Annotated in this window: 22 protein-coding genes; 8 read left to right on the top strand and 14 right to left on the bottom strand. The window is 63.2% G+C overall.

Annotated elements, in window-relative coordinates; all coding sequences use genetic code 11:
* The 3 genes from ACNAOT_RS06770 to ACNAOT_RS06760 all read right to left on the bottom strand — a co-directional run bounded on the left by ACNAOT_RS06770 (nucleotide 1) and on the right by ACNAOT_RS06760 (nucleotide 1,724).
* The gene (locus tag ACNAOT_RS06770) at nucleotides 1-477 is read right to left on the bottom strand and encodes an NUDIX hydrolase (protein ID WP_091466129.1); all 477 of its coding nucleotides are present in this window, start codon (nucleotides 475-477) and stop codon (nucleotides 1-3) included.
* Nucleotides 478-481: 4 nt separating this feature from the next.
* Entirely contained in the window at nucleotides 482-1,039 is a 558-nt protein-coding gene (locus ACNAOT_RS06765; RefSeq protein WP_420180506.1) for an META domain-containing protein, read from the bottom strand.
* Between the two features lie 133 nt (nucleotides 1,040-1,172).
* On the bottom strand, nucleotides 1,173-1,724 hold the full coding sequence (locus ACNAOT_RS06760; RefSeq protein WP_420180505.1) for a prepilin peptidase: 552 nt from the start codon (nucleotides 1,722-1,724) through the stop codon (nucleotides 1,173-1,175).
* 59 nt (nucleotides 1,725-1,783) lie between these two features.
* On the opposite strand from ACNAOT_RS06760, the gene ACNAOT_RS06755 reads away from it, so the two are divergent.
* Nucleotides 1,784-2,545 carry a hypothetical protein gene (locus ACNAOT_RS06755; RefSeq protein ID WP_178997880.1) on the top strand — a complete coding sequence of 254 codons (762 nt, stop codon included), beginning with the start codon at nucleotides 1,784-1,786 and terminating at the stop codon, nucleotides 2,543-2,545.
* A 32-nt stretch (nucleotides 2,546-2,577) separates the two neighbouring features.
* On the top strand, nucleotides 2,578-3,222 hold the full coding sequence (locus ACNAOT_RS06750) for a GNAT family N-acetyltransferase (RefSeq protein ID WP_179019227.1): 645 nt from the start codon (nucleotides 2,578-2,580) through the stop codon (nucleotides 3,220-3,222).
* 168 nt (nucleotides 3,223-3,390) lie between these two features.
* Here the strand turns inward: ACNAOT_RS06750 and ACNAOT_RS06745 are convergent, their stop codons facing one another.
* Entirely contained in the window at nucleotides 3,391-4,785 is a 1,395-nt protein-coding gene (locus tag ACNAOT_RS06745) for a PhoH family protein (protein WP_370629234.1), read from the bottom strand.
* A 237-nt stretch (nucleotides 4,786-5,022) separates the two neighbouring features.
* Nucleotides 5,023-5,829, bottom strand: a complete 807-nt coding sequence (locus ACNAOT_RS06740; protein WP_017198688.1) for an isoprenyl transferase — start codon at nucleotides 5,827-5,829, stop codon at nucleotides 5,023-5,025.
* Nucleotides 5,830-5,937: 108 nt separating this feature from the next.
* Between ACNAOT_RS06740 and trhA the strand changes: the two genes are divergently transcribed.
* On the top strand, nucleotides 5,938-6,579 hold the full coding sequence (gene trhA, locus ACNAOT_RS06735) for a PAQR family membrane homeostasis protein TrhA (RefSeq protein WP_420180504.1): 642 nt from the start codon (nucleotides 5,938-5,940) through the stop codon (nucleotides 6,577-6,579).
* Nucleotides 6,580-6,600: 21 nt separating this feature from the next.
* Here trhA and ACNAOT_RS06730 read toward each other — a convergent pair whose 3' ends face one another.
* The 3 genes from ACNAOT_RS06730 to mca form a co-directional block, all read right to left on the bottom strand.
* Nucleotides 6,601-8,775, bottom strand: a complete 2,175-nt coding sequence (locus ACNAOT_RS06730; RefSeq protein ID WP_420180503.1) for a thioredoxin domain-containing protein — start codon at nucleotides 8,773-8,775, stop codon at nucleotides 6,601-6,603.
* On the bottom strand, nucleotides 8,753-9,064 hold the full coding sequence (locus ACNAOT_RS06725) for a hypothetical protein (protein WP_420180502.1): 312 nt from the start codon (nucleotides 9,062-9,064) through the stop codon (nucleotides 8,753-8,755). The genes ACNAOT_RS06730 and ACNAOT_RS06725 overlap by 23 nt, the downstream gene beginning before the upstream one ends.
* A gap of 106 nt (nucleotides 9,065-9,170) precedes the next feature.
* Nucleotides 9,171-10,076, bottom strand: coding sequence for a mycothiol conjugate amidase Mca (mca, locus tag ACNAOT_RS06720; protein ID WP_420180501.1), 906 nt, complete (start codon nucleotides 10,074-10,076; stop codon nucleotides 9,171-9,173).
* A gap of 75 nt (nucleotides 10,077-10,151) precedes the next feature.
* Between mca and ACNAOT_RS06715 the strand changes: the two genes are divergently transcribed.
* Together ACNAOT_RS06715 and greA are read left to right on the top strand one after the other, a co-directional pair.
* A complete protein-coding gene (locus ACNAOT_RS06715) occupies nucleotides 10,152-10,610 on the top strand; it encodes a DUF4307 domain-containing protein (RefSeq protein WP_091466113.1) in 459 nt (152 codons plus the stop codon).
* A gap of 152 nt (nucleotides 10,611-10,762) precedes the next feature.
* On the top strand, nucleotides 10,763-11,257 hold the full coding sequence (gene greA, locus ACNAOT_RS06710; RefSeq protein WP_026542824.1) for a transcription elongation factor GreA: 495 nt from the start codon (nucleotides 10,763-10,765) through the stop codon (nucleotides 11,255-11,257).
* A gap of 153 nt (nucleotides 11,258-11,410) precedes the next feature.
* On the opposite strand, the gene ACNAOT_RS06705 is transcribed toward greA, so the two are convergent.
* The 5 genes from ACNAOT_RS06705 to ACNAOT_RS06685 all read right to left on the bottom strand — a co-directional run bounded on the left by ACNAOT_RS06705 (nucleotide 11,411) and on the right by ACNAOT_RS06685 (nucleotide 17,009).
* Nucleotides 11,411-12,490, bottom strand: coding sequence for an IS110 family transposase (locus ACNAOT_RS06705; protein ID WP_420179916.1), 1,080 nt, complete (start codon nucleotides 12,488-12,490; stop codon nucleotides 11,411-11,413).
* A gap of 304 nt (nucleotides 12,491-12,794) precedes the next feature.
* Nucleotides 12,795-13,409: a rhomboid family intramembrane serine protease gene (locus tag ACNAOT_RS06700; RefSeq protein WP_420180500.1), complete on the bottom strand. Its 615-nt coding sequence runs from the start codon at nucleotides 13,407-13,409 to the stop codon at nucleotides 12,795-12,797.
* Between the two features lie 14 nt (nucleotides 13,410-13,423).
* The gene (gene ilvA / locus ACNAOT_RS06695) at nucleotides 13,424-14,662 is read right to left on the bottom strand and encodes a threonine ammonia-lyase (protein ID WP_091466109.1); all 1,239 of its coding nucleotides are present in this window, start codon (nucleotides 14,660-14,662) and stop codon (nucleotides 13,424-13,426) included.
* Between the two features lie 3 nt (nucleotides 14,663-14,665).
* Nucleotides 14,666-15,946: an AI-2E family transporter gene (locus ACNAOT_RS06690; protein WP_420180499.1), complete on the bottom strand. Its 1,281-nt coding sequence runs from the start codon at nucleotides 15,944-15,946 to the stop codon at nucleotides 14,666-14,668.
* Nucleotides 15,947-16,040: 94 nt separating this feature from the next.
* Nucleotides 16,041-17,009 carry an aldose 1-epimerase family protein gene (locus ACNAOT_RS06685; protein ID WP_420180498.1) on the bottom strand — a complete coding sequence of 323 codons (969 nt, stop codon included), beginning with the start codon at nucleotides 17,007-17,009 and terminating at the stop codon, nucleotides 16,041-16,043.
* A gap of 80 nt (nucleotides 17,010-17,089) precedes the next feature.
* Between ACNAOT_RS06685 and galT the strand changes: the two genes are divergently transcribed.
* The 3 genes from galT to ACNAOT_RS06670 all read left to right on the top strand — a co-directional run bounded on the left by galT (nucleotide 17,090) and on the right by ACNAOT_RS06670 (nucleotide 20,696).
* A complete protein-coding gene (galT, locus tag ACNAOT_RS06680) occupies nucleotides 17,090-18,238 on the top strand; it encodes a galactose-1-phosphate uridylyltransferase (protein ID WP_420180497.1) in 1,149 nt (382 codons plus the stop codon).
* Complete coding sequence (gene galK / locus ACNAOT_RS06675) at nucleotides 18,235-19,395, top strand: galactokinase (protein ID WP_420180495.1); 1,161 nt, start codon at nucleotides 18,235-18,237, stop codon at nucleotides 19,393-19,395. Before galT ends, galK begins: the two co-directional genes overlap by 4 nt.
* Nucleotides 19,396-19,457: 62 nt before the next feature.
* The gene (locus ACNAOT_RS06670) at nucleotides 19,458-20,696 is read left to right on the top strand and encodes an acetyl-CoA C-acetyltransferase (RefSeq protein WP_420180494.1); all 1,239 of its coding nucleotides are present in this window, start codon (nucleotides 19,458-19,460) and stop codon (nucleotides 20,694-20,696) included.
* A 74-nt stretch (nucleotides 20,697-20,770) separates the two neighbouring features.
* Here ACNAOT_RS06670 and ACNAOT_RS06665 read toward each other — a convergent pair whose 3' ends face one another.
* The gene (locus ACNAOT_RS06665) at nucleotides 20,771-21,682 is read right to left on the bottom strand and encodes a Bax inhibitor-1/YccA family membrane protein (RefSeq protein ID WP_420180493.1); all 912 of its coding nucleotides are present in this window, start codon (nucleotides 21,680-21,682) and stop codon (nucleotides 20,771-20,773) included.
* Between the last annotated feature and the right edge of the window lie 17 nt (nucleotides 21,683-21,699).

Below are 21,699 nucleotides of genomic sequence, written 5' to 3'. Positions count from 1 at the left end.
CTAGTCCTCCACTTGGTACGCCACGGGGCCTTCGGGCTCCGTGGCAAGCCTGATGGCCTCAATGTTCCCGGCACTCATCTCCGGAAGCTCGTCCAGCGCAAACCACCCGACGGCCAGTGATTCGTCGTCATTGACCCGGGCTTCTCCAGAGACGTATCGGCAGCGGAACGTGATGTCCAGGAAATCGCACACGTCGCCGTTGGGGAACGTCACAGGCCCCACAACTCCGACGCCGATGATGCGCTCCGTCTCGGCCACAACGGCTGTTTCCTCCAAGATTTCGCGGATCAAACCAGGCGCGGGGTGCTCCCCCGGTTCCAACATTCCGGTGATAAGTGTCCAGTGGCCGTTGTCGGCACGCTGGCCTAAAAGGACCCTGCCTTCGTCGTCAAACACCACTCCCCGCACGGCCGGCAGCCAGAGCGGGTCGTTGCCGATCTTTTCCCGCAGTTTGATCACGAATTCCGGTGCACCCATGGTGTCAGCTTTCCTTCAATTCGATGGTCGCATGTGAGTTCTTCAAGGTGAGGGTGTCGCCGTCGAGCTTCCACTGAACAGGCTGTTCAAAGAGCTCCTCTGTCCACGCCTGGTAGTTGTCCGTTGGCTCCACGCAGCCGTGGTCGGTGACCATCATCCAAAGCTGAGTAAAGGCATCATCCTGCACTGAAACTGCCACCTGGAGATAATTGCACGGTGTGTGGACGAAGAGGGTCCACTCTCCGTTGGCATGCCTCGAGCTCACTCTCAGCGGGTCCGTTCCGAGCCATGCCACATCTCCCGTGGCGTCGGTTCCCCGCACGGACGTGAACTCGGAACAGCCCAGCGGACCACCTTCACAGGGGGTCTCCGGGCTGCGTGTGGGATCCGGCGGTTGAGTAATGCCCGGCTGCTGCGTATTCCCCGACTGAATACCAATCCCCGGCTGGATGCCGGGTCCCGTGGATACAAGAGGTTCGTTGACTGTCTGCCCGCATCCGGTCAGCAATACTGCGCAGGCAATGGACGCGCCCAGCAGGAACCTCAACCTGATTCGCCGCACTGCAAACCTCCTGCCGCCCTCATACACGTCCGAACACTCGCTGGGCTAAGCATGACCCAGCCCGGTAAACGCCGAGAATACGGGGAGCGTTGCAATTTGGCCGCAGTTGCTATGGGACGAGTGGTTTGCGGCTTCACGCGGGCAGGACCACCATGGCGGCCGTCGCCCCGGCCAGCATGAAGGGGCCGAACGGGATGGCCGAGCGCAGCGTGCCTCGCCGGGCCACCAGGATGCCCAGGCTCCACAGCCCTCCCAAGAGGAAGGCAGCGAACGTTCCCGCAAAGATGTGGCTCCATCCCAAGTAGCCCAGATACAAGCCCAGCACCCCGGCCAGCTTGACGTCCCCAAAGCCCATTCCGGGTGGATGGACGAGCCTGAGTATGAAGTAGAACAGCCAGAGCAAGGCACCGCCGGCGATGACGCCCAGGCCGGGCACACCAAAGACCACAGCCGCCGGTGCGCCCTCCGGGGTTGAATCAGCGAAGTACACCACCAGTGCCGCAGCCAGCAGCAGCACTCCAGCCACTGCGTAGGACGGAAACACGATCCGGTTTGGCAACAGGTGGCTCCGGATATCTATCACTGTGAGTCGGACGGCCATCACCACGAAGTACAGGCATGACGCCATCACGAGCCAGAAGCCCAGCGGATTGGCATCCCAGAGGTCGGAGAGTCGTCGGATCACCTTCGGATGCTATCCCGATGGCCGCCATTCCCGCTTGAACCCGTAGGTAAACTGTGGATATGGGGCGCTACAGTGCAGCTGGACCGGGTTTTGACTTGTCCTCCACATTCCGCAATCTTTGCCGTTCGTCGCCGTGGAAGTGGACCAGCCTCCGCTTTGAGTACCTCGAACGGCCCGGCTCCGGCGCCGCCATGGTCCGGGCTTGGCTTAGGCGCCCGGGTGCCCTCCGCCTCGAGACGCCGGACGGCCAGCTTCTGCACAGCACCACCGGCATCAACGACTCCCGGGACGATCTTTACATCAGTTCCACGCGCCGTTCGTGGCTGCTTCCGGCTCACCTTGTGACGCCGGTTTATGACGACGCCGGCCTTGTCCGCCGGCGCCCTGAGGCCGCCTACGGTGAGCCCTCCTTTGGTAACGGTCGCCTGGCCGCCGCCCTCGACCCCGTAGAGCTTGCCGGCAACGCCCCAGTCCCCTTGGAGTTCCCGGACACCAACCGGGTCTTCCTGGAGCAACCCCGCGAGGTGGACCATGAGGGCCGCCTTGCCTTCGAAACCATCGTTACTCCCAGCCGGACGTATGTCCCTTCCGACCCCAGTGAACCCTTGGCACACCCCGGCAGAACACTGATCAGGATCGACATCGGCACAGGCGTTTGCGTGGCCAGCCAGAGCCTGGACGGCGACACCGCGGGCAAAGGGCACTGGCTCAAGATCCTGGCAGTGGACGAGTACATGCTTGACGACCTCTTCCTGGCAGAATCGATGAACCTCACGGACGTCAGGCGCCACATCTCGTGGGACATCGGCCCTGCCGCCTGAGGGGTGGCCCCCTTCCGGGCTAAGCTACGGCGATGACATCGCTGGCAGAAATATGGCCCCCTTTCGGACTCACCCTCACCACTCCGAGGCTGACCATCCGTCCCGTCCTCGACGAAGACATCCCTTCCGCCGTGGCCGCGGCCCGTTCCGGTGTCCACGAGCCCGGCAAGAGCCCGTTCAGCATGCCGTGGACAGAACTTCCCGACGACGAGCTCGCTCCCAACATGGCCCAGTGGTACTGGCGCTGCCGCGCCAACTTCACAAAGGACTCTTGGACCCTTCTCCTCGGAGTCTGGCATGACGACGAGCTCCTCGGTGTCCAGGACGTCGGCGCCAAGAGCTTCAAAACCTTGAAAACAGTGAGCACCGGCTCGTGGCTCAAGCAGTCCGCGCAGGGCCAGGGTTTCGGCAAGGAGATGCGTGCCGCCGTCGTGAGCTTCGCCTTTGACCATCTGGGCGCGGAAGTAGCCGAGTCCGAAGCGGCGGTCTGGAACCAGCAGTCCCTGGGCGTCTCCACCAGCCTCGGCTACGAATTGAACGGCACTTTCCGCGACGGCTGGGGCGAAAAAGTGGAGGAAGTCCAAAGAGTCCGACTCACCCCCACCACATTCACCCGCCCCCACTGGACCCTAAAAGTCCAAGGCCACGAAGAACTGAAAACCTACCTCACGCTCTAACGGCACTAGAAGCATTAGCGAGGCGGCGGTCTCCCGGGAAGGAGCGCATCGCGACGCATCGGACCCCGAAGGTCGCCCAGCGACCTTCGGGGTCCCTTTGCGGTGTGTCTAAGCGACGGCGAAGGGCCGTGGCCCGGCGAACCGAACCACGGCCCAGCCCAGGATGACCTAGATCTCAGCCCCTTCGAGCAACTCAGTCACAAGAGCAGCAATCGGCGACCGCTCAGAGCGGGTCAGCGTGATGTGCCCGAACAGCGGATGGCCCTTGAGCGTCTCCACTACGGCGGCCACCCCGTCGTGCCGCCCCACGCGGAGGTTGTCGCGCTGGGCGACGTCGTGGGTGAGGACGATTTTGGAGTTTTGTCCGATGCGGCTCATGACGGTGAGGAGCACGTTTTTCTCGAGTGACTGTGCTTCGTCCACGATCACGAAGGCGTCGTGCAGGGAGCGCCCGCGGATGTGGGTCAGCGGCAGGACTTCGAGCATGCCCCGGTCCATGACTTCTTCCACGACTTCCTGGCTGACGAGCGCCCCGAGGGTGTCGAACACTGCCTGCGCCCAGGGGTTCATTTTTTCGGATTCGGAGCCGGGGAGGTAGCCGAGTTCCTGGCCGCCCACAGCGTAGAGGGGACGGAAGACCACTACTTTGCGGTGTTCCCGGCGTTCCAGGACGGCTTCCAGGCCCGCGCAGAGGGCGAGTGCGGATTTGCCTGTGCCTGCGCGGCCACCTATGGAGACGATCCCGACGGCGGGGTCCATGAGGAGGTCGATGGCGAGCCGTTGCTCTGCTGAGCGTCCGTGGAGTCCGAAGACGTCGCGGTCGCCTTTGACGAGCCTGACTTGTTTGTCTGCTCCTACGCGGCCGAGGGCAGAGCCGCGGTTGGACAGGAGAACCAGTCCCGTGTTGACGGGAAGTTCTGCGGCTGCCGGGATGAAGGCGGGTTCGTGGCCGTAAAGGGTTGTGATTTCTTCTTCGGTTGCGTCCACTTCGGCCATGCCGGTCCAGCCGGAGTCTTTGACGAGTTCGTTGCGGTATTCGTCGGCGTGGAGACCCATGGCGGAGGCTTTGACGCGCATGGGGAGGTCTTTGGAGACGACGGTGACGTTGTGGCCTTCGTTTGCCAGGTTTTTGGCGACGGCCAGGATGCGGCTGTCGTTGTCCCCTCCGCGGAATCCTGCGGGCAGCACTTCCGTGGAGATGTGGTTCATTTCCACCCTGAGGAGGCCGCCGTCTTTCCCGATGGGGATGGCGTGGTCCAAGCCGCCGTGTTCGATTCTGAGGTCGTCCAGGAGCCTTAGGGCTTTTCGGGCGAAGTAGCCCAGTTCGGGATCGTGGCGTTTTCCTTCCAGTTCACTGATGACCACGATGGGGACGATGACTTCGTGTTCAGCGAAGCGCAACAGTGCGTGTGGATCGGATAGCAGGACGGACGTATCGATCACGTAGCTGCGGCCTGTGGCGGACGGTGCGGTCCGCGCTTTTTGTGAGACCCGCTTGGTGCGAGAGGTAGCTGCACTTTCCCCGTCGGAAACCATTGCGGGCAGTTGCTCAGAAATAGCCACATCGACTCCAGCCCCGGGCAGTTCGCCCGGCCTAATGGTGAAGCGGCTCGGCCGGAAGGCCGGGCGTGGCCTCCCATGTAACTGGTGCGATAGTCCGCTCCATATACTGGCCTCCCCGATCAGCGGGCGGTTTTGCCTGCTGATGGGATTAACGTAATCCCACTCACAGAAAATTCCGCAACCTGCGTCGGCAAGTCGCATTGCCAGCTGATTAATTCCTGATGAACCGCAGCAAGGTTAGGTCCCGAATCGCCGCTGGCGCCCGGCATAATCCCTGAGTGCACGTAGGAAATCGACCTTGCGGAAGGCAGGCCAGAGGGCTTCGCAGAAGTAGAACTCGCTGTAGGCGCTTTGCCACATGAGGAACCCTGAGAGCCGCTGCTCACCGGAAGTGCGAATGACGAGGTCCGGGTCGGGTTGGCCGCGGGTGTAGAGGAACCGGGAGATGTCGTCCACCGAAAGTTCATCTGCGACGTCGGACATTTTGCGTCCTTTTGCGTCGGCATCGTGAAGAAGTTCCCGGACGGCGTCGACGATTTCGCGGCGTCCGCCGTAGCCGACGGCCACGTTCACGTGGATCTTTTCGTGGACCGGGGTGCGGGCGGTCAGTTTGTTAAGGCGTTCGGCCAGGTAGTCCGGGAGGAGTTCCGGTGCGCCCATTGCGTGGACGGAGACATCCTCGTCTTCATCCAGCCTGTCCATGGTGTTCGCGATGATGCCCATGAGCAGGTCCAGTTCCTCGCCGGAGCGGCTCATGTTGTCCGTGGAGAGCATGTAGAGGGTTACGACTTTGACGCCGAGTTCCTGGCACCAGCCGAGGAATTCGTGGATCTTGTCCGCGCCCGCTTGGTGCCCTTGGCTGGTGGGTGCGTTGAACTGGCGCGCCCAGCGCCGGTTTCCATCCACCATCACGCCGATATGCCGCGGGATTCTGTCCTGCTTGAGCGACCGCAGCAGTTTGCGCTCGTAGAAGCCATAGAGGAAACCGGGCAGCTCCACCGGACTCTCACCTGACTTCCTTGCTTGTACGACGACGGCGCACATCCAAGGCTACCGTCCCGAGCTGCCGGGCCGGTGCAGAAGACGGTCAAATTCGTCTTCAGGACTTGTTACCAGTGGGTAACTTACCGAAACGTAAGTTATTCTTGACCCATGGCTGAGCTCCTCGAAACCAAGCCCCTATGGCGTGGGTGGATCCACGCCGTCGCCGCCCCCTTTGCACTCGCGGCAGGGATCATCCTGGTGACCGTCGCACCCACCCCCGATCGCAAGATCACCTCCGCCATCTATGCCTTGACGGGCTTCCTGCTGTTTGGTGTCAGCGCCGTTTACCACCGCGGAAACTGGTCGCCCAAGGTCCGAATGCTGCTCAAACGACTGGATCACACCAACATCATGCTGGTGATCGCCGGCAGTTACACCCCCCTGGCGTGGTCCTTGCTGGAGCGATCACAGGCCGTGACGTTGCTGTGGCTAGTTTGGTCCGGAGCAATAGTCGGGGTGCTCTTCCGAATTCTGTGGACACACGCTCCACGCTGGTTGTACGTGCCGGTTTACATAGCACTAGGCTGCGGAGCGTTGTTCTACCTGCCCCAGTTCTTCACCGCCAATGCCCCGGCAGCAATACTCATCTGCGTCGGTGGAGCGTTGTACATCGCCGGCGCGGTGTTCTACGCCATAAAAAAACCGAACTTCAGCGTCCAGCACTTCGGCTTCCACGAACTCTTCCACGCCTTCACAGTGCTGGCGTTCGCGGCGCATTTTGCTGCCATCATGATGGCAGTGCTCAGCTAGGCCTGAGCTGGAAAGGCCGTGTCAGCCGCCTGCCGCCATCGCCGCCAGCCGGGACTGAACCGCTGCCACATCGCTCAGCGGCCTCTCGCACACCATGTCGCGGCACAAGTAAACCTGCGCCGATCCGTCTGGCGCGCCTGACCTGTTGAGCAGCAGAGGAACTTCCACCTCCCCGGCCGGGAACGCGCCGTCGTCCATTTTCACGGCGATAACCAGGCCGGGGCTGGGAGACTTCAGCAGCGCAGTGTGCAACTCGCGTAGCAGCGGCGAGTCCGAACCTGCGACGGCGGCCTCTACCGGGCCGGCTAGTGCAGCTTGCGCGGTGGCCAGCAGCCAACCCGCAACACGTGGCGCCCGCGTGGCGAGGGGTGGTAAGAGGCCGAGGATATTGCCGGCCATCAGGCGATGCTCGTGGGAACCGGAGTAAGCGGCGAAAGACAACAAGGCGCCCGCGAAACCGGCGGCACCGCTGGGCGTGGCATTGTCGAACGGGTCCAGCGCAGTTTGCTGGCCCTGGGCGTTGAAAACCTGTGCGGACTCCCCCGCGGAGTCGGCCAATTGCCCGTTCTCCACAAAACGTGAACATGCGGCAAGAATGAGCTCCTCCGCGAAGCGGTACCAGCGCGTGGCTCCCGTGACGCTATAAAGCGCCAGGAGGCCATCGGCGCAGAAGGCGTAGTCCTCAAGCAGACCGCCAATGCCCCGCGCCCGCGAGTCATGTGAAACCCGGACCAGTACCTGTGACGAGCTGTTCCAGTGAACGTCCGCAAGGTACTCCGCCACGGCTTCGGCCGCGGCAACCAATTCAGGGCGGTCCAGGATGGCGCCTGCTTCGGCGAGGGCGGCCATGGCGAGGCCATTCCACCCGGCCACCACTTTGTCGTCCCTGGCCGGCTGGTTCCGAAGATTACGGGAGGCCAACAGCACCGGCCGGACCCGCTCCCAGAGCCTGCTCTCTGCGTCCTTCACCGCCCGGCCAGGATGTAGCGGCGAACCCAGCTCAGAGACAGTCCCCTCCGCACCGACGTTCATCATGGTCGCCACGGCCTCGGCGTCACCCGGGCCAAGGGCGTCCACGAGCGATTCGGGAGTCCACAAATATGTTGCGCCCTCATGATGCACGCCTCCAACCACGGTGTCAGCGTCCAGGGATGAGGCCAACGCGCCGCTGGACAGCTTGAGGGAACCCAACAGCCACTCGGCACACCTCGAGGCCACGGATGCTGCTTCGTCCGCCGGGAAGACCTCATTGCCGCCAAGCCGGACCCAGTGTGCGTAGACGCGCAGCAGCTGCGCATTGTCGTACAGCATTTTTTCGAAGTGCGGCACGGACCAGTCCGCCGTCACCGAGTAGCGGGCGAATCCGCCGTCGAGCTGGTCGCGCAAGGCTGAGCGGGCCATGCCGGCAAGACCCCGGGCTGCCATGTCGCGGGCAGCAAAAGCAGTATCCGACGGTGCGGCTGCGTGCCGGATGAGGAACTCAAGAACCGCCGACGGCGGGAACTTGGGAGCGGTGCCGAACCCACCGGCGTCGGGGTCTTCAGAACGGGCCAGCAGCGCTACGGCCTCCGGAAGGAGGCGTGCATCCAGCATTTCAGGCGGGCCGTCGAGCCTGACCACACCGGCAAAAGGTGCATCGGCCATGTTCGCTGCCAGTCCCATGGCATTCTGCTCCACGGCATCGCGTCGCTCCATCCACGCCTCATGGACCGCCTCCAGGACATTGAGGAACGACGGCCGGCCGGGCAAGGGAACAGGTGGGAAGTACGTTCCAGCATGGAAGGCGCGCCCGTCCGGGGTGAGGAAGACGGACATCGGCCACCCACCCTCGCCGCTGATGGCCTGGGTGGCCGCCATGTACACGGAGTCGACGTCGGGCCGCTCTTCCCGGTCAACCTTCACGGGGACAAAATGGGCGTTTAGGTAATCGGCAGTTTGCTGGTCTTCGAAGGATTCGTGGGCCATGACGTGGCACCAGTGGCATGCCGCGTAGCCGATGGAGAGGAAGACGGGAACATCACGCTCGGCAGCAAAGGCAAAAGCCTCATCACCGAACGGGCGCCAGAACACGGGATTGTTCGCGTGCTGCCGCAGGTAAGCAGAAGGCTCCGAACCCAGGGCGTTACTTGCCCCGGGCCAGTTGGGTCCGCCGGTTTCGGCGGGTTGACCCGACTCAGCGGGTCCGGGGGCCGCCATCGCCATTCTCGTCAGTGGAGCTACCTGCTTCGGCAGCGCTTTCGCTTCCGCCGTCCGTGTTCCCCGCCTCTGCCGCCAAGCGTGCTTCCTCCACCTGGGCGCGGTAGCGAACGCGGCGGATCCTGCGAACCATGTCCACGATCAGGAAAGTCGTGAGGATCACGATGAAGGCCGTGAGGACGAAGCCCCACGTACCGGGCGTCACCTGATCCTCGGACAGGCCAGGCCGCAGTGTGCCCGTGGGATCGGGCGACGGAGTGACGGTCAGGGCAAGAATCAAGTGATGCACTTTCAAACCTTCTATGGGAGCTGGTGCGTGCCGATTGGCAGCGCGTAGCCGGGAAACCGGCCGGCCACACGGTAATTTCTACGAGCGATAGAAACTACCGGCATTCCTATCTTATCCCTGCGAAGAGGTCCTTCTCCGGCAGCTCGGAAGGGACCCTGGACTTGATCAGGGTGTAGTCCTCCCACGGCCAAGCGGTCCTTTGCAGGTCCGGCGATACCGCGAAGAAGAAGCCGAGGGGATCGATCTGGGTCCGGTGTGCCCGCAGGGCGTCATCCCTGACCTCGAAGAAGTCACCACAATCAACTTGCGTGGTGGTCTGGTGCCCCGCCACCGGCGCAGTGTGACCTTCCGCATCGGCTTCCAGCCATGCCGCAAGCCGCTCGGCATACGGGGACTGCAGCCCCGCTTCTTCCAAGGCGAAGTGCAGCGCACGGAATCGTTCAGGGCTGAAGGCGCGGTCGTAGTAGAGCTTGCTGGGCGCCCATGGCTCGCCCATGCCGGGATAGCGCTCGGGATCGCCTGCGGCTTCAAAAGCTTCCACCGCAACCTTGTGGGCCATGATGTGGTCCGGGTGCGGATAGCCACCGTTTTCGTCGTAGCTAAGAATGACGTGGGGCTTGAAATTCCGGACCAGCCGGACCAAGGGCGCCGTGGCGCGCTCCAACGGCTGCAAGGCGAAGCACCCCGGGGGCAAGGGCGGAAGCGGATCGCCTTCGGGAAGGCCCGAATCCACAAAACCGAGCCAGCGCTGCTGGATACCCAGGACCGCTGCCGCGTTGGCCATCTCAAGGCGCCGTGCGCCAGCCATGTCACGTTTGGGATGGGGGGCGTCCTCCAAGGCGGGGTTCTGGATGTCACCGCGCGAACCGTCCGTGCAGGTGGCAACCATGACGTCCACTCCCGCCGCGGCGTACATCGCCATGGTTGCTGCGCCCTTGCTGGACTCATCATCCGGATGGGCGTGGACGGCGAGCAGACGCAGCTGCTGCTCGGAACTGCTGGACGCTGTCACGTGACGGCTCCTCTTTCATGGATCATGCTTTTGTGGGCGGTGATGGGGCGCCGGGATCGGCACTAAACTGGATGGGTGACTTCAGAGGACCTATCGGCCACCCAAGTACCGGCAAGCACCAGCCTAGCCAATCGTTACGGCGGTCAAAAGCGCGCCATGACCCGCAAAACCAAGCGGAACATTGTCATCGCCGCCTTGGTCCTCGGAATCGGGTTCGCCGCCTATGTAGCAACCGGCTCAGCCCAGGCCCCGGTCACCTTCAAGGACATCGGTTACAGCACCGTGGACGACACCCAGGCTGAGGTGGACTACCAGGTCACCAAATACCCCGGAGCTACCGCCAAATGCGCCATCAAAGCCCTGGATTCGAAGTTCGCAGTGGTCGGCTGGAAAGTGGTGGAGATCGGGCCCAACGACCCCCAGGACGATCCCGACGGCGGCAGCACCACCATGCAGCGGACTGTCCTGAGGACCGAGTCGCCGGCAGTCTCCGGAATCGTGGACAACTGCTGGATCGTGGACAGCGGGAAATAGCCATCATGTGACCCACGACTCAACCGGTTTGGGTTCGTCCAGAGGATTTACTACAATGGATGAAACCTTCACCCCGTTAAGTTGGTTACTGAGATTCACGAGTGGCCAACTCGGCGGGGTCTTTTGCATTGTCAGATCTAGAGGAGAAATCCGTGTCTACCACCAATAGCGCCACTGCGGCTTGGCTTACCCAGGAAGCTTTCGACCGCTTGCAGGCTGAGCTGGACCACCTTTCCGGCGCTGGCCGGGCGGAAATCGTCCAGAAGATCGAAGCTGCACGCCAGGAAGGCGACCTCAAGGAAAACGGCGGTTACCACGCCGCCAAGGAGGAGCAGGGCAAGATCGAGGCCCGCATCCGCCAGCTCACCGCCCTCCTGCGCGATGCCCAGGTGGGCGAAGCCCCCGCCGACGACGGAATCGTCGAGCCCGGCATGCTGGTTGTTGCCCGCATCGCCGGCGACGAAGAGACGTTCCTGCTGGGTTCCCGCGAAATCGCCGGCGACTCCGACCTTGACGTCTTCAGCGAAAAGTCCCCCTTGGGTGCCGCAATCATCGGCCACAAGGAAGGCGACAGCCTGAGCTACGTCGCCCCCAACGGCAAGGAAATCCCGGTGGAGATCGTTTCCGCCAAGCCCTACGTCGCTTAAGCAGCGGCTAAAACGGCCTGAAATACACGACGCCGGCCCACCCCTTCGCGGGGCGGGCCGGCGTTTTTCGTGTGCGTACCCAACTGGGTCGCAGTTAAGCGCGTTTGACCGCTCATAACGCGCACAGATGCGACCTAGACTCTTCTATGTCTGTCAAGCCGCGGTTGTCAGTTCGGGTGAGGCACTAAGCGTCCGGTAGATGCGGCGGGCCATGTAGCGTTTGATGCAGCGGCGGATTTCTTTGTCTGTACGTCCCTCGGCCCGTCGTTTCTCCACGTATTGGCGTGTTTCTGAATCATGGGTCATCCGGGTTACTGCGGCCATGTGCAGTGCGCTGTTCAGGGATCTGTCTCCGCCCCGGTTCAGTCGGTGCCTGACGGTGTTTCCGGAGGACGCAGGGATGGGGTTTACCCCGGCGAGTGAGGCGAATGCCGCCTCGTTCCGGACTCTTCCTTCGTGCGACCACGCGGTGAGGCATTTCGCGGCGCTGATCGCTGCGAACCCTGTCTCCTCCAGCAAGGGTGCGGCCTCGCTGGCCTTGACCAGCTCATCGAGTTGGTTCTCGTTTACGGTGAGCTGCTCATCGAGCGCCAGGACGTGTTTTGCCAGCCGCACGGCCTCGGCGCGGGCGATGGACAGCGAGAGTTCTTCCTCGCGGGACCGCCACTTTGAGACCTCGGTGATCTGGGCGCCGGTGAGCTTCTTGCGGGCGTCGATGCCCAGGTCGTTGCTCCGCACCAGGGCGTTGAGTGCATTGATCGACCGGGTGCGGTCCTTGCTCATGGATCCCCGCGCTGTCACCAGGATCCTCACGCCTTGGCGGACCCCGTCATGCAGGCGGGGGCGGCGAAGCTTGTCTACCGGCAGTGGCAGGGTGGAAGCGGCGATCTGGTGGGCGTCCAGGGCGTCGGTCTTGCCCACCCCACGGCGCTTCCTGGCATCCATGCGGGGTGCTTCGGCTACAGGGAAGCCATGGGTGGCCACGGTGCCGGCAAGGATCGCCCCGTAGGACGCGGCACCTTCGATCACCCAGAGAGTATCGGCACTACCACCGGTGCGGCGGGCGACCCAGTCGATCGCCCGGTTGATCCCGGCCCCGGTAGCGGGGAAATCCCGGGATTCGAGCAAGGCGCCGGTATTTGCGGCGAGGATCGCGTAGACGTGGTTACGGGCGTGCGTGTCGACACCGACGACAAATGGATGGGTATGCGCGACGATAGACATGGCGGTCATTGGTACCTTTCCTCTTCACGGACGTGGTCATGGCCGTCGCCGGCCGGTACCAGTCCGGGTAGAGGTCACCAAGGAACAGCACTGTGACGGGTCACGCCCCCGAAAGGGGGTGGACAATCTTCTGATCAAGCTACCGAGGTGGGCCGGACAGGTGCCGGCCGGACCACCCCCATGGACTGACAGGTCTAAGTAAAGACACCATGCGGGTCACTTGGGTCACGAGTCACATCCACGGGGGCGGAACGGCCTGCACCCATCCTGCCAGCCAGTCCCAGACCAGCCACTGTCAAGACTCACAGTTGGGTTAGGGGGTGAGATTGGCCTTGGGACGGAGCAGGATGGCCGCTACGACGCCCCCTACGGCCCCACCCAGGTGCGCCTGCCAGGAGATGTAGCCCAGCACCGTGGGTAGAACGCCGAAGAGGATGCTGCCGTATGCCATGAACAGGACCACCGAGAGCAGGATCTGCCACCAGCTGCGGTTGAAGAATCCCCGCACCAACAGGAAGGCAAAGAAGCCGAACACCAGGCCGGAAGCTCCGACTGTCACCCCTCCCCCGCCAATCAGCCACACCGCAAGTCCCGATCCGAGCCAGCTGAAGGCCAACGCTGTGATGAACACCCGGATTCCGGACAGGAACACCAGGAAACCGAAGATGATCAACGGCAGCGTGTTGGACAGCAGATGGTTCAGGTTCGCGTGCAGCAACGGAAACGTCAGGATGTCCAGCAAACCGTCCATGGAACGGGGTCGCAAGCCAAAGGTTGGATTGAGCCCGTGGCGCATCAAGGTGTTGAGGATCTCGATGATGTAGAGCAGAATAACGAATCCGCCCATGAAGAGCAGCCCGCCCTTCGCCCGACCAGCGAGCGACTCTCTAGCCGCTTCCTTTGAGCCCTCAGGCATTCCAAGCACCATTGGCGCCCCTCCTGTCAGTGCACCACGATTGGCTGGAAGCCCTCGGCCCTGAGCGCGCCGAGAACCTGCTCGCCGTGCTCGTGGCCCTTGGTTTCCAGGTTGATAGTGATGGAGACGTCGCCCATGCTGATGGAACCACCCAAGCGGGTGTGGTCCAGGCCGGTGACGTTGGCATCGTTTTCAGCGATGATGCGGGCGATGGTGGCCAGTGAACCCGGGCGGTCGTCCAGCATCATCCGAACCGTCATGAAGCGGCCAGCGGCGGAAAGACCGCGCTGGATGACTTTGAGCATCAGCATGGGATCGATGTTGCCGCCGGAAAGCACGACGGCGGTGTTCCCCGGGTTTTCGATCTTGCCGTCCATGAGCGCGGCTACTCCGACTGCCCCGGCAGGCTCAACAACCATCTTGGCGCGCTCGAGCAGGAAGATCAGTGCCCGCGCGAGGGAGTCCTCGCTCACGGTCACGACGTCGTCAACAAGCTCGCGGATGATGCTGAAGGGAAGCTGCCCGGGACGTCCCACCGCGATGCCGTCAGCCATGGTGGTGACCTTCTTCAGCGGCACCAATGCATCGGCAGCCAAAGATGGCGGGTAGGCGGCGGCGTTTTCTGCCTGCACGCCAATGACCCTGATCTCACGGCCGAGCTCCTTGGCCCTGGCCTTGATCGCGACAGCCACACCGGCCAACAGCCCGCCGCCGCCAACTCCCATGAGAATGGTGTCCACGTTGGGGATCTGGTCCAGGATTTCAAGCCCGATGGTGCCCTGTCCTGCAACAACGTCCACGTTGTCGAAGGGATGAACGAAAACCGCGCCTGTTTCGTTGGCGTAACGCTGCGCTTCCGCCAGCGCTTCATCCACGTTGTGGCCGTGCAGTATGACTTCGGCACCGTGGCTTCGGGTGGCAGCCAACTTGGGAAGGGCCACGCCGAGGGGCATGTAGATGCGGGCATTGATGCCAAGGCTCTTGGCAGCCACCGCCACACCTTGGGCGTGGTTGCCGGCCGAGGCCGCCACCACACCGCGCTTCTTTTCCTCATCCGTCAGCCGGGCCATCCGCACGTAGGCGCCGCGGACCTTGAAGGAACCCGCACGCTGCAGGTTCTCACACTTGAAAAAGACGTTGCCGCCCACGAGGCTGCCCAGCGCACGGGACGACTCCACCGGAGTCTTGGTAATAATGCCCTCGAGCAGCTCCTGCGCCTTGAGGACATCGTCCAGCGTGACGGGCAGGGTTTCGAGGGTATTCACTGACTATTCTCCTTTGTTGGTGTCGGCTTGGGGCCCCTCAACAGAGGTGCTCCCCGAAGCCTTGGTCTTGCCGGCGACGCCTTTGCCGAGGCGGGATTCGGGCCTTGGAAGGTGGACCTCCTTGAAGTTGGCGTCGCCTCCTGGCCCCGCCGAAGCGGCTGCCGGCTGGAGCTCCACACCGCCCAATCCTTCATCATGTTCCCACGTCCGGCCGGCAATGTAGCGAACTGCCGTGTTTACTACGGCGAGCAGCGGGACCGCGAACAGCGCCCCGGGGATGCCTGCCAGGTAGGAACCGGCGGCAACCGAGAGGATCACAGCCACCGGGTGTAGTGCCACCGCCTTGCCCATGACCAGCGGCTGCAGGATGTGGCTTTCCAACTGCTGCACCACCAGAACGATCGCCAGCATGATCAACGCGTTGATGGGCCCGTTGGCAACGAGGGCGAGCAACACAGCGATTGCCCCCGTAACCAAGGCACCGACCACCGGGATGAACGAGCCGATGAATACCAGGACAGCCAAGGGAAGAGCCAGCGGAACCTGAATGATGGCAGCGCCAACGCCAATGCCCACAGCATCCACGAACGCGACGAACATTTGAATCCGCACATAGCTGACCATGGACGTCCAGCCTCGACGCCCGGCGCCATCGGTGGCCCTCCGCGCGCTCTTGGGCAGGAGACGAACCATGAAGGCCCAGATCCTGGGCCCCTCCAGCAGGAAGAAGATGAGGATGAACAGAGCCAGAACAAGACCTGCCGCAAAGTGTCCGGCGGTGCTGCCAAAGGATAGTGCACCACTGAGGATGCTGCTGCTGTTGTTCTGGAGTGCATCGGCGCCGTCGGAAATGTACTGGTCAATCTGGTCCGCGGTCAGGTGCAGCGGGCCATCGGCCAGCCAAGTTTGGATCTGCTGGATGCCCGCCAGTGCTTCCTGCCATAGCGCACCGAAGCCAGTAACAAGTTGCCTGCCCACCAGTGCCAAGGCACCACCGATCACGCCAATGAAACCAAGCACGGTAATGGCGACTGCTCCCCCGGTGGGAAGCTTCCGACTGCGCAGCCATGCCACAACCGGATGCAGCAAACCGGCCAGCAGCGCGGCAACCATCACCGGGATAATGAGGAAGCTGACCTTGCCCAGCAGCCAGACGAGGGCACCGATCATGAGAAGGATCAAGCCTGCCCGCCAGGACCAGGCTGCAGCAATGCGCACCCCGTAGGGGATGTCTTCGGCAATTTGGCGGTCAGAACGTGTTTTGGCGTCCGGTGTTGGCGTCATGAATCCATAATTCCGTAGCCCGGGCCGTATGGGAAACCGGCTCTCACTTCCGAGACAATCCGAGACATTCCGAGGTATTTCCCGGAGCGAGGGCCTACAGGGATGCTGTGATTCCCCAGCGCATGGTGAACGCCTCGCCAGGGGCCAACCAGCGAAGGCCGTCGCCGCTGTTGAACGCGTTGGCCGGGCCGGTCATCGGTTCGATAGCCACGGCTTTGGAGCGGCCAGGGAACGTGTCCGTGACGAAAACGTGGGCGTATTGGCAGCTCTCGTCCTGCTCAAGGCTTACGCTGCGGCCATCCGGTGCGGTGAGCGTGTGGCGCGCCGTCCCGCCGTCGAACGCCAGATCCGTCAGTGCAACATCCACCAACAAGCTGCCCACAGCGGCACCCCCGGAGAAGTCATACGCGCCGTCCACAGGAGCGGTGCTACGTGGGATGAGTCGCTCGTCCGCCACCAGCCGGGTGCCTGCATGGACCGTCAGAACCAGGTCCTCCGGAGCGACATCACCCACACGCAGGTAGGGGTGCGCGCCCAGGACAAAGGGAGCCGTGGCTTGGGAATCGTTGATCAGCGTCTGCGAGACCCGGAGATCCAAGCTCTGATCGAGCTCGTAACGCACCCGATGCCGCACCAGGAACGGGTAGCCGTGTTGCGGGAAGACCGTGGCTTCCAGCGTCACGGAAAACTCGGTTTCGTCCACCAGGGTGTACCCGGTGTTGCGCAACAGGCCGTGGCTGGCGTTGTTGCGTGACGCTTCAGTGATATCGAGTTGTTGCTTTTTTCCTTCCAGGTACCAGACCCCGTCTTCTACCCGGTTGGCCCACGGCGCCAGGGTGATGCCGGTGGCTCCGGGCGAAATTTCGCCGTCTCCATAGCTTTCAGTCAGCTGCACTCCACCCCGGGAGTAAAGCCGCAAACCCGCGGCGAGCTCCGTGATGACGGCGAGCGCGTCGTCCCTCCGGAGCTCGAACTGACGCCCTGTAGCATAGCGGCGGGACTCGGACTGGTGGGGGTTATCGGCAGGCGACGGGGAGGCAGACATGGCAATACCGTACTGCATTAGAGGACGGTTCCCCACCGAGAAATGTTTGCTTTTGTTAGAAACTATGCGTTTTTGGTTGCTTGTGGAATGATTGATGTATGAGCCGCATCACCAGCACCCGCCTCGCAGACAGCCGAGAGCTGATCTACTTCGACGACCCCGGGACTCCGGAACGAACACCGGACTCGTTGGTGGACCACCGCGAGCTTCCAACCCGCGGTGAGCCGGGTGAGGTCCGCTATGACGCCTTGTCGGGTGACTGGGTGGCCGTGGCTGCCCACCGCCAGACGCGTACGCACCTTCCCCCTGCTGATCAGTGCCCCATCTGCCCCACCACAGCTGCGAACCCCTCCGAAATTCCGGCATCGGATTACGACGTCGTGGTATTCGAGAACCGCTTCCCGTCCCTCGGCCCGGCCTTGGGCGACATCCCCCCGATTCCTGCCCCGGGGCACTCCGGCCACAACGTCAAGGGAGCGGCATATGGCCGTTGTGAGGTGGTTGCCTTCACGCCACAGCACACCGGCTCCTTCGCCGAACTGGGCGAAACGCGTGCCCGCACGGTCATTGAAGCGTGGGCCCAGCGGACCGAAGCGTTGAGCGCCCTGCCCGGCATCAAGCAGGTCTTTCCTTTCGAGAACCGCGGCGCGGACATCGGAGTCACCCTGCACCACCCTCACGGCCAGATCTACGCCTACCCCTACGTAACTCCCCGCGCCGCCCAGCTCGGTGCGGTGGCACGGAAGTACTACGACGACGTCGACGCGAAGGAAACGCTCGGGGCCTCACTCCTCAACGCTGAACGCGAGGACGGCAGCCGTATGGTCCTGGAAGCCAAGCATTTCAGTGCCTACGTACCTTTCGCGGCCCGCTGGCCCCTGGAAGTCCACCTCGTTCCGCACCGCAGCGTCCCCGATCTTGCGGCACTCACGGGGGAAGAACGCGATGAGCTTTCGCAGGTCTACTTGGACCTGCTGAAGCGGCTCGACGCCCTCTACCCCACCCCTATGCCGTACATCTCGGCCTGGCACCAGGCCCCGCTGGACCCGGCTCTTCGCCCTGCGGGCCAGTTGCACCTGCAGCTGACCTCACCTCGCCGCGCTGCCGATAAGCTCAAGTATCTGGCCGGCTCCGAGGCCGCCATGGGAGCCTTCATCAACGACACCACCCCCGAGGCGGTGGCGGAGCGGCTACGCAGCGTCGCCGCATCACCTTCGAACAAGACCCTGGAAGGCACACGAGCATGACCACCACCACCGAGACCGGCGTCCTCGCAGCCCGCTTCCAGGAAACGTTCGGCGCAGCTGCCGACGGCGTGTGGCAGGCACCGGGACGCGTCAACCTGATCGGCGAGCACACGGACTACAACGAGGGCTTTGTGCTCCCCTTCGCCATCGATAAAACGGCAAAGGTGGCACTGCGGGTCCGCGACGATTCAAGGGTGCGTATGCTGTCCACCTTTGGCGGGCACGGCGTGGTGGAAGCCGACCTCGCGGACTCGGAACCCGGATCCGGTGAGGGATGGTCCCGCTACCCGCTCGGCGTCGCCTGGGCGCTCAAGGAACGCGGCATCGAGGTGCCCGGCTTTGACCTCCTCCTTGATTCCGATGTTCCTTCCGGAGCCGGCCTCTCTTCATCACACGCGATTGAGTGCGCCGTCATCTCTGCCCTTAACGAATTGACGGGCGCCGGTTTCGCTGCCGAGGACCTGGTCCTCGCAACCCAGCGCGCCGAGAATGTGTTCGTTGGCGCACCCACCGGAATCATGGACCAGTCAGCATCCCTGCGCGGCGCCAAGGGACACGCTGTGTTCCTGGACTGCCGTGACCAGCATGTGGAGTTGGTCCCGTTCGACGCAGAAGCTTCCGGCCTGGTCCTGTTGGTTATCGACACAAAGGTGTCGCACTCGCATGCCGACGGCGGATACGCCTCCCGCCGTGCGTCCTGCGAGTTAGGTGCCGAGATTCTTGGCGTCAAGGCACTGCGCGATGTCGGCGTGGAGCGTTTGGAGGAAGCATCAGGCCTGCTTGACGAAACTACCCTTCGGCGGGTCCGCCATGTGGTCACGGAAAACGATCGGGTCCTCCAGACGGTGGAAGTCCTGGGCACCGAGGGCCCTGCCGCCATCGGAGCATTGCTGGATGCCAGCCACGTTTCGATGCGCGACGATTTTGAGATCTCCTGCCCGGAACTGGACCTTGCCGTGGATACTTCCCGGGCCAACGGCGCTATCGGCGCCCGCATGACGGGCGGTGGTTTTGGCGGTTCCGCCATCGCACTGACCCCGGTTGGCCAGGAGCAACAGGTACGCGACGCCGTCGTGCGTTCCTTCGCGAAGGCGGGCTTCACTGCCCCTGACATCTTCACCGTTACCCCGGCAGCTGGAGCTCTTCGCCTGGCCTGAGGCGACCGGTTTCTCCTGCAAGCGCCCGGCGTCCCACCTGATGCCGGGCGTAAGCTGGGGCCATGACTGAGGCTGTCATCGTAGCTACTGTAAGAAGCCCTATTGGCCGGGCTTTCAAAGGCTCCCTCAAGGACGAACGTCCAGACGACCTGGCAACCGCCATGGTGCAGGCCGCCCTCGCGAAGGTTCCGGGCTTCGATCCCGCAGCGGAGGACGGCCAAGGATTGGACGACATCCTGCTGGGCTGCGCTGAACCCAGTGGCGAGGCCGGATCCAACATGGCACGAGTGGTGGCCGTCCTTGCCGGGCTGGACCGCGTGCCAGCGGCCACTATCAACCGTTTCTGCGCCTCGAGCCTGCAAACCTTGAGGATGGCCTTCCACGCCATCAGATCCGGGGAAGCCCACGCGATTGTCTCCGCGGGAGTGGAGAGTGTGTCCAGGTACCAGAACTGGGCGGGTGCCGGCGAAACGGACTCCTCCAACCACAACCCGCTGTTCGACGCGGCAGCCCAACGTACGGCCTCCCGCGCGGCGTCCAACATCCCTTGGACCGACCCCCGGCTTGGCGGCCGCCTGCCCGACATCTACATCTCCATGGGCCAGACGGCCGAGAACGTTGCCACCAGCTATGGCATCAGCCGGGCCGAGCAGGACGAGTGGGCCGTCCTCAGCCAGAATCGTGCCGAAGCCGCGATCGACGCAGGGTTTTACGCCCGGGACATCACGCCCTACACACGCAAGGACGGCACCGTCGTGGAGCGGGACGACTCCCCCCGCGCGGGTGTGACCCTCGAAGCTGTATCCGCCCTGCAACCGGTCTTCCGTTCAGAAGGGACCGTCACAGCCGGCAACGCATGCCCGCTCAACGACGGCGCCGCGGCGGTAGTGGTCATGAGTGACTCACTTGCGCGCGAACTGGGCCTGCAGCCGCTCGCGCGGGTGGTTTCAACCGCCGTCAGCGCCCTCTCTCCCGAGCTCATGGGCATGGGGCCCGTGGAATCCACGCGACGGGCCCTCGGGTTAGCTGGCCTGACCATGGATGACATTGATCTGGTGGAGCTCAACGAAGCTTTCGCTGTGCAGGTGGTGGCGAGCGCCCGTGAGTTGGGTATTGACCCCGCAAAGCTCAACGTCCATGGTGGTGCCATTGCCCTGGGCCATCCCTTCGGCATGACCGGCGCCCGGATGACAAGCACGCTCCTCAACGGCCTCAAGGAACGAGACGGAACTTTGGGGCTTGCCACCTTGTGCGTCGGTGGCGGTCAAGGGATGGCGGTTGTTTTCGAACGACTGACCTAGTCAGAAACGCAAACATGCCGGGACGCAAAAATGCCCCCGAAACTCGGGGGCATTTCGCGTTGGAGCTGTTGTAACTAGTCGTCGCCTCGCAGGATCGCCAAAAGGCGGATGATTTCGACGTAGAGCCAAACCAGCGTGACCGTCAGGCCGAACGCGGCAACCCAGGAGTAACGCTCCGGGGCGCCTGCGCGGACGCCTTCTTCGATGCTGGTGAAGTCCATGATCAGCGAGAACGCTGCCAGGCCGATGGCCAGGATGCCGATGAAGACACCCAGCGGGATGCCGAAGATCTCGAAGCTTGTGCGGAGGCCGAAGGGCTCCTGCACAGCGCCGGTCCACATCATCACCATGTTGATCAGAGCGAAGACCGCGTAACCGATGGTGGCGATCATGAAGAAGCGCACCATCTTGGGGGTGGCGCGGACCTTGCCGCTCTTGAAGAGCACCAGGGTGACGCCGAAGACTGCCAGCGTACCGATGACGGCCTGGAGGCCGACGCCGGGGTACATGCCGTCCAGGATGCGGGTAAGGCCACCGAGGAACAGGCCCTCAAGGCCGGCGTAGGCAAGGATCAGTGCCGGTGAAGGCTGCTTCTTGAACGTGTTCACCAACGCCAGGACGAATCCACCCAGTGCACCAACGATCATGAGCATGGTGGAGAGAGCGGGCGCCACGAAGAGTGTGACGCCGGCGCCGAGGATGAGAACCACGAGGCAGGCGACAGTCTTCATGATGACGTCGTCATAGGTCATGCGGCCAGTGTCGGCAGGGCCTGCAGCGGGCTGGTTGTACATCTGCTGCAGCTGTTCATTGGTCATGTTCTGCTGCTGGGCAGACCATGCTGCATGGCCGTCCATGACCTGGCTCGGTGCACGGCCGGGTGCCTGGTTGAACTGCTGGCCGTACGGGTTCTGCGGTACAGGCGGGGCCTGCTTTGCTCCACGGAAATTCTTTCCGTTGAAGACTGGGTTTCCGCCAAGTGCCATTGCGGGTGTCCTCCTGA

Origin of the sequence: Paenarthrobacter sp. TA1.8, assembly GCF_048595705.1 — a bacterium.
Classification (GTDB): Bacteria; Actinomycetota; Actinomycetes; order Actinomycetales; family Micrococcaceae; genus Arthrobacter; species Arthrobacter nitroguajacolicus.
Note: the sequence above shows the minus strand (reverse complement) of the source record. Positions and strands in the feature narration are given on the sequence as shown.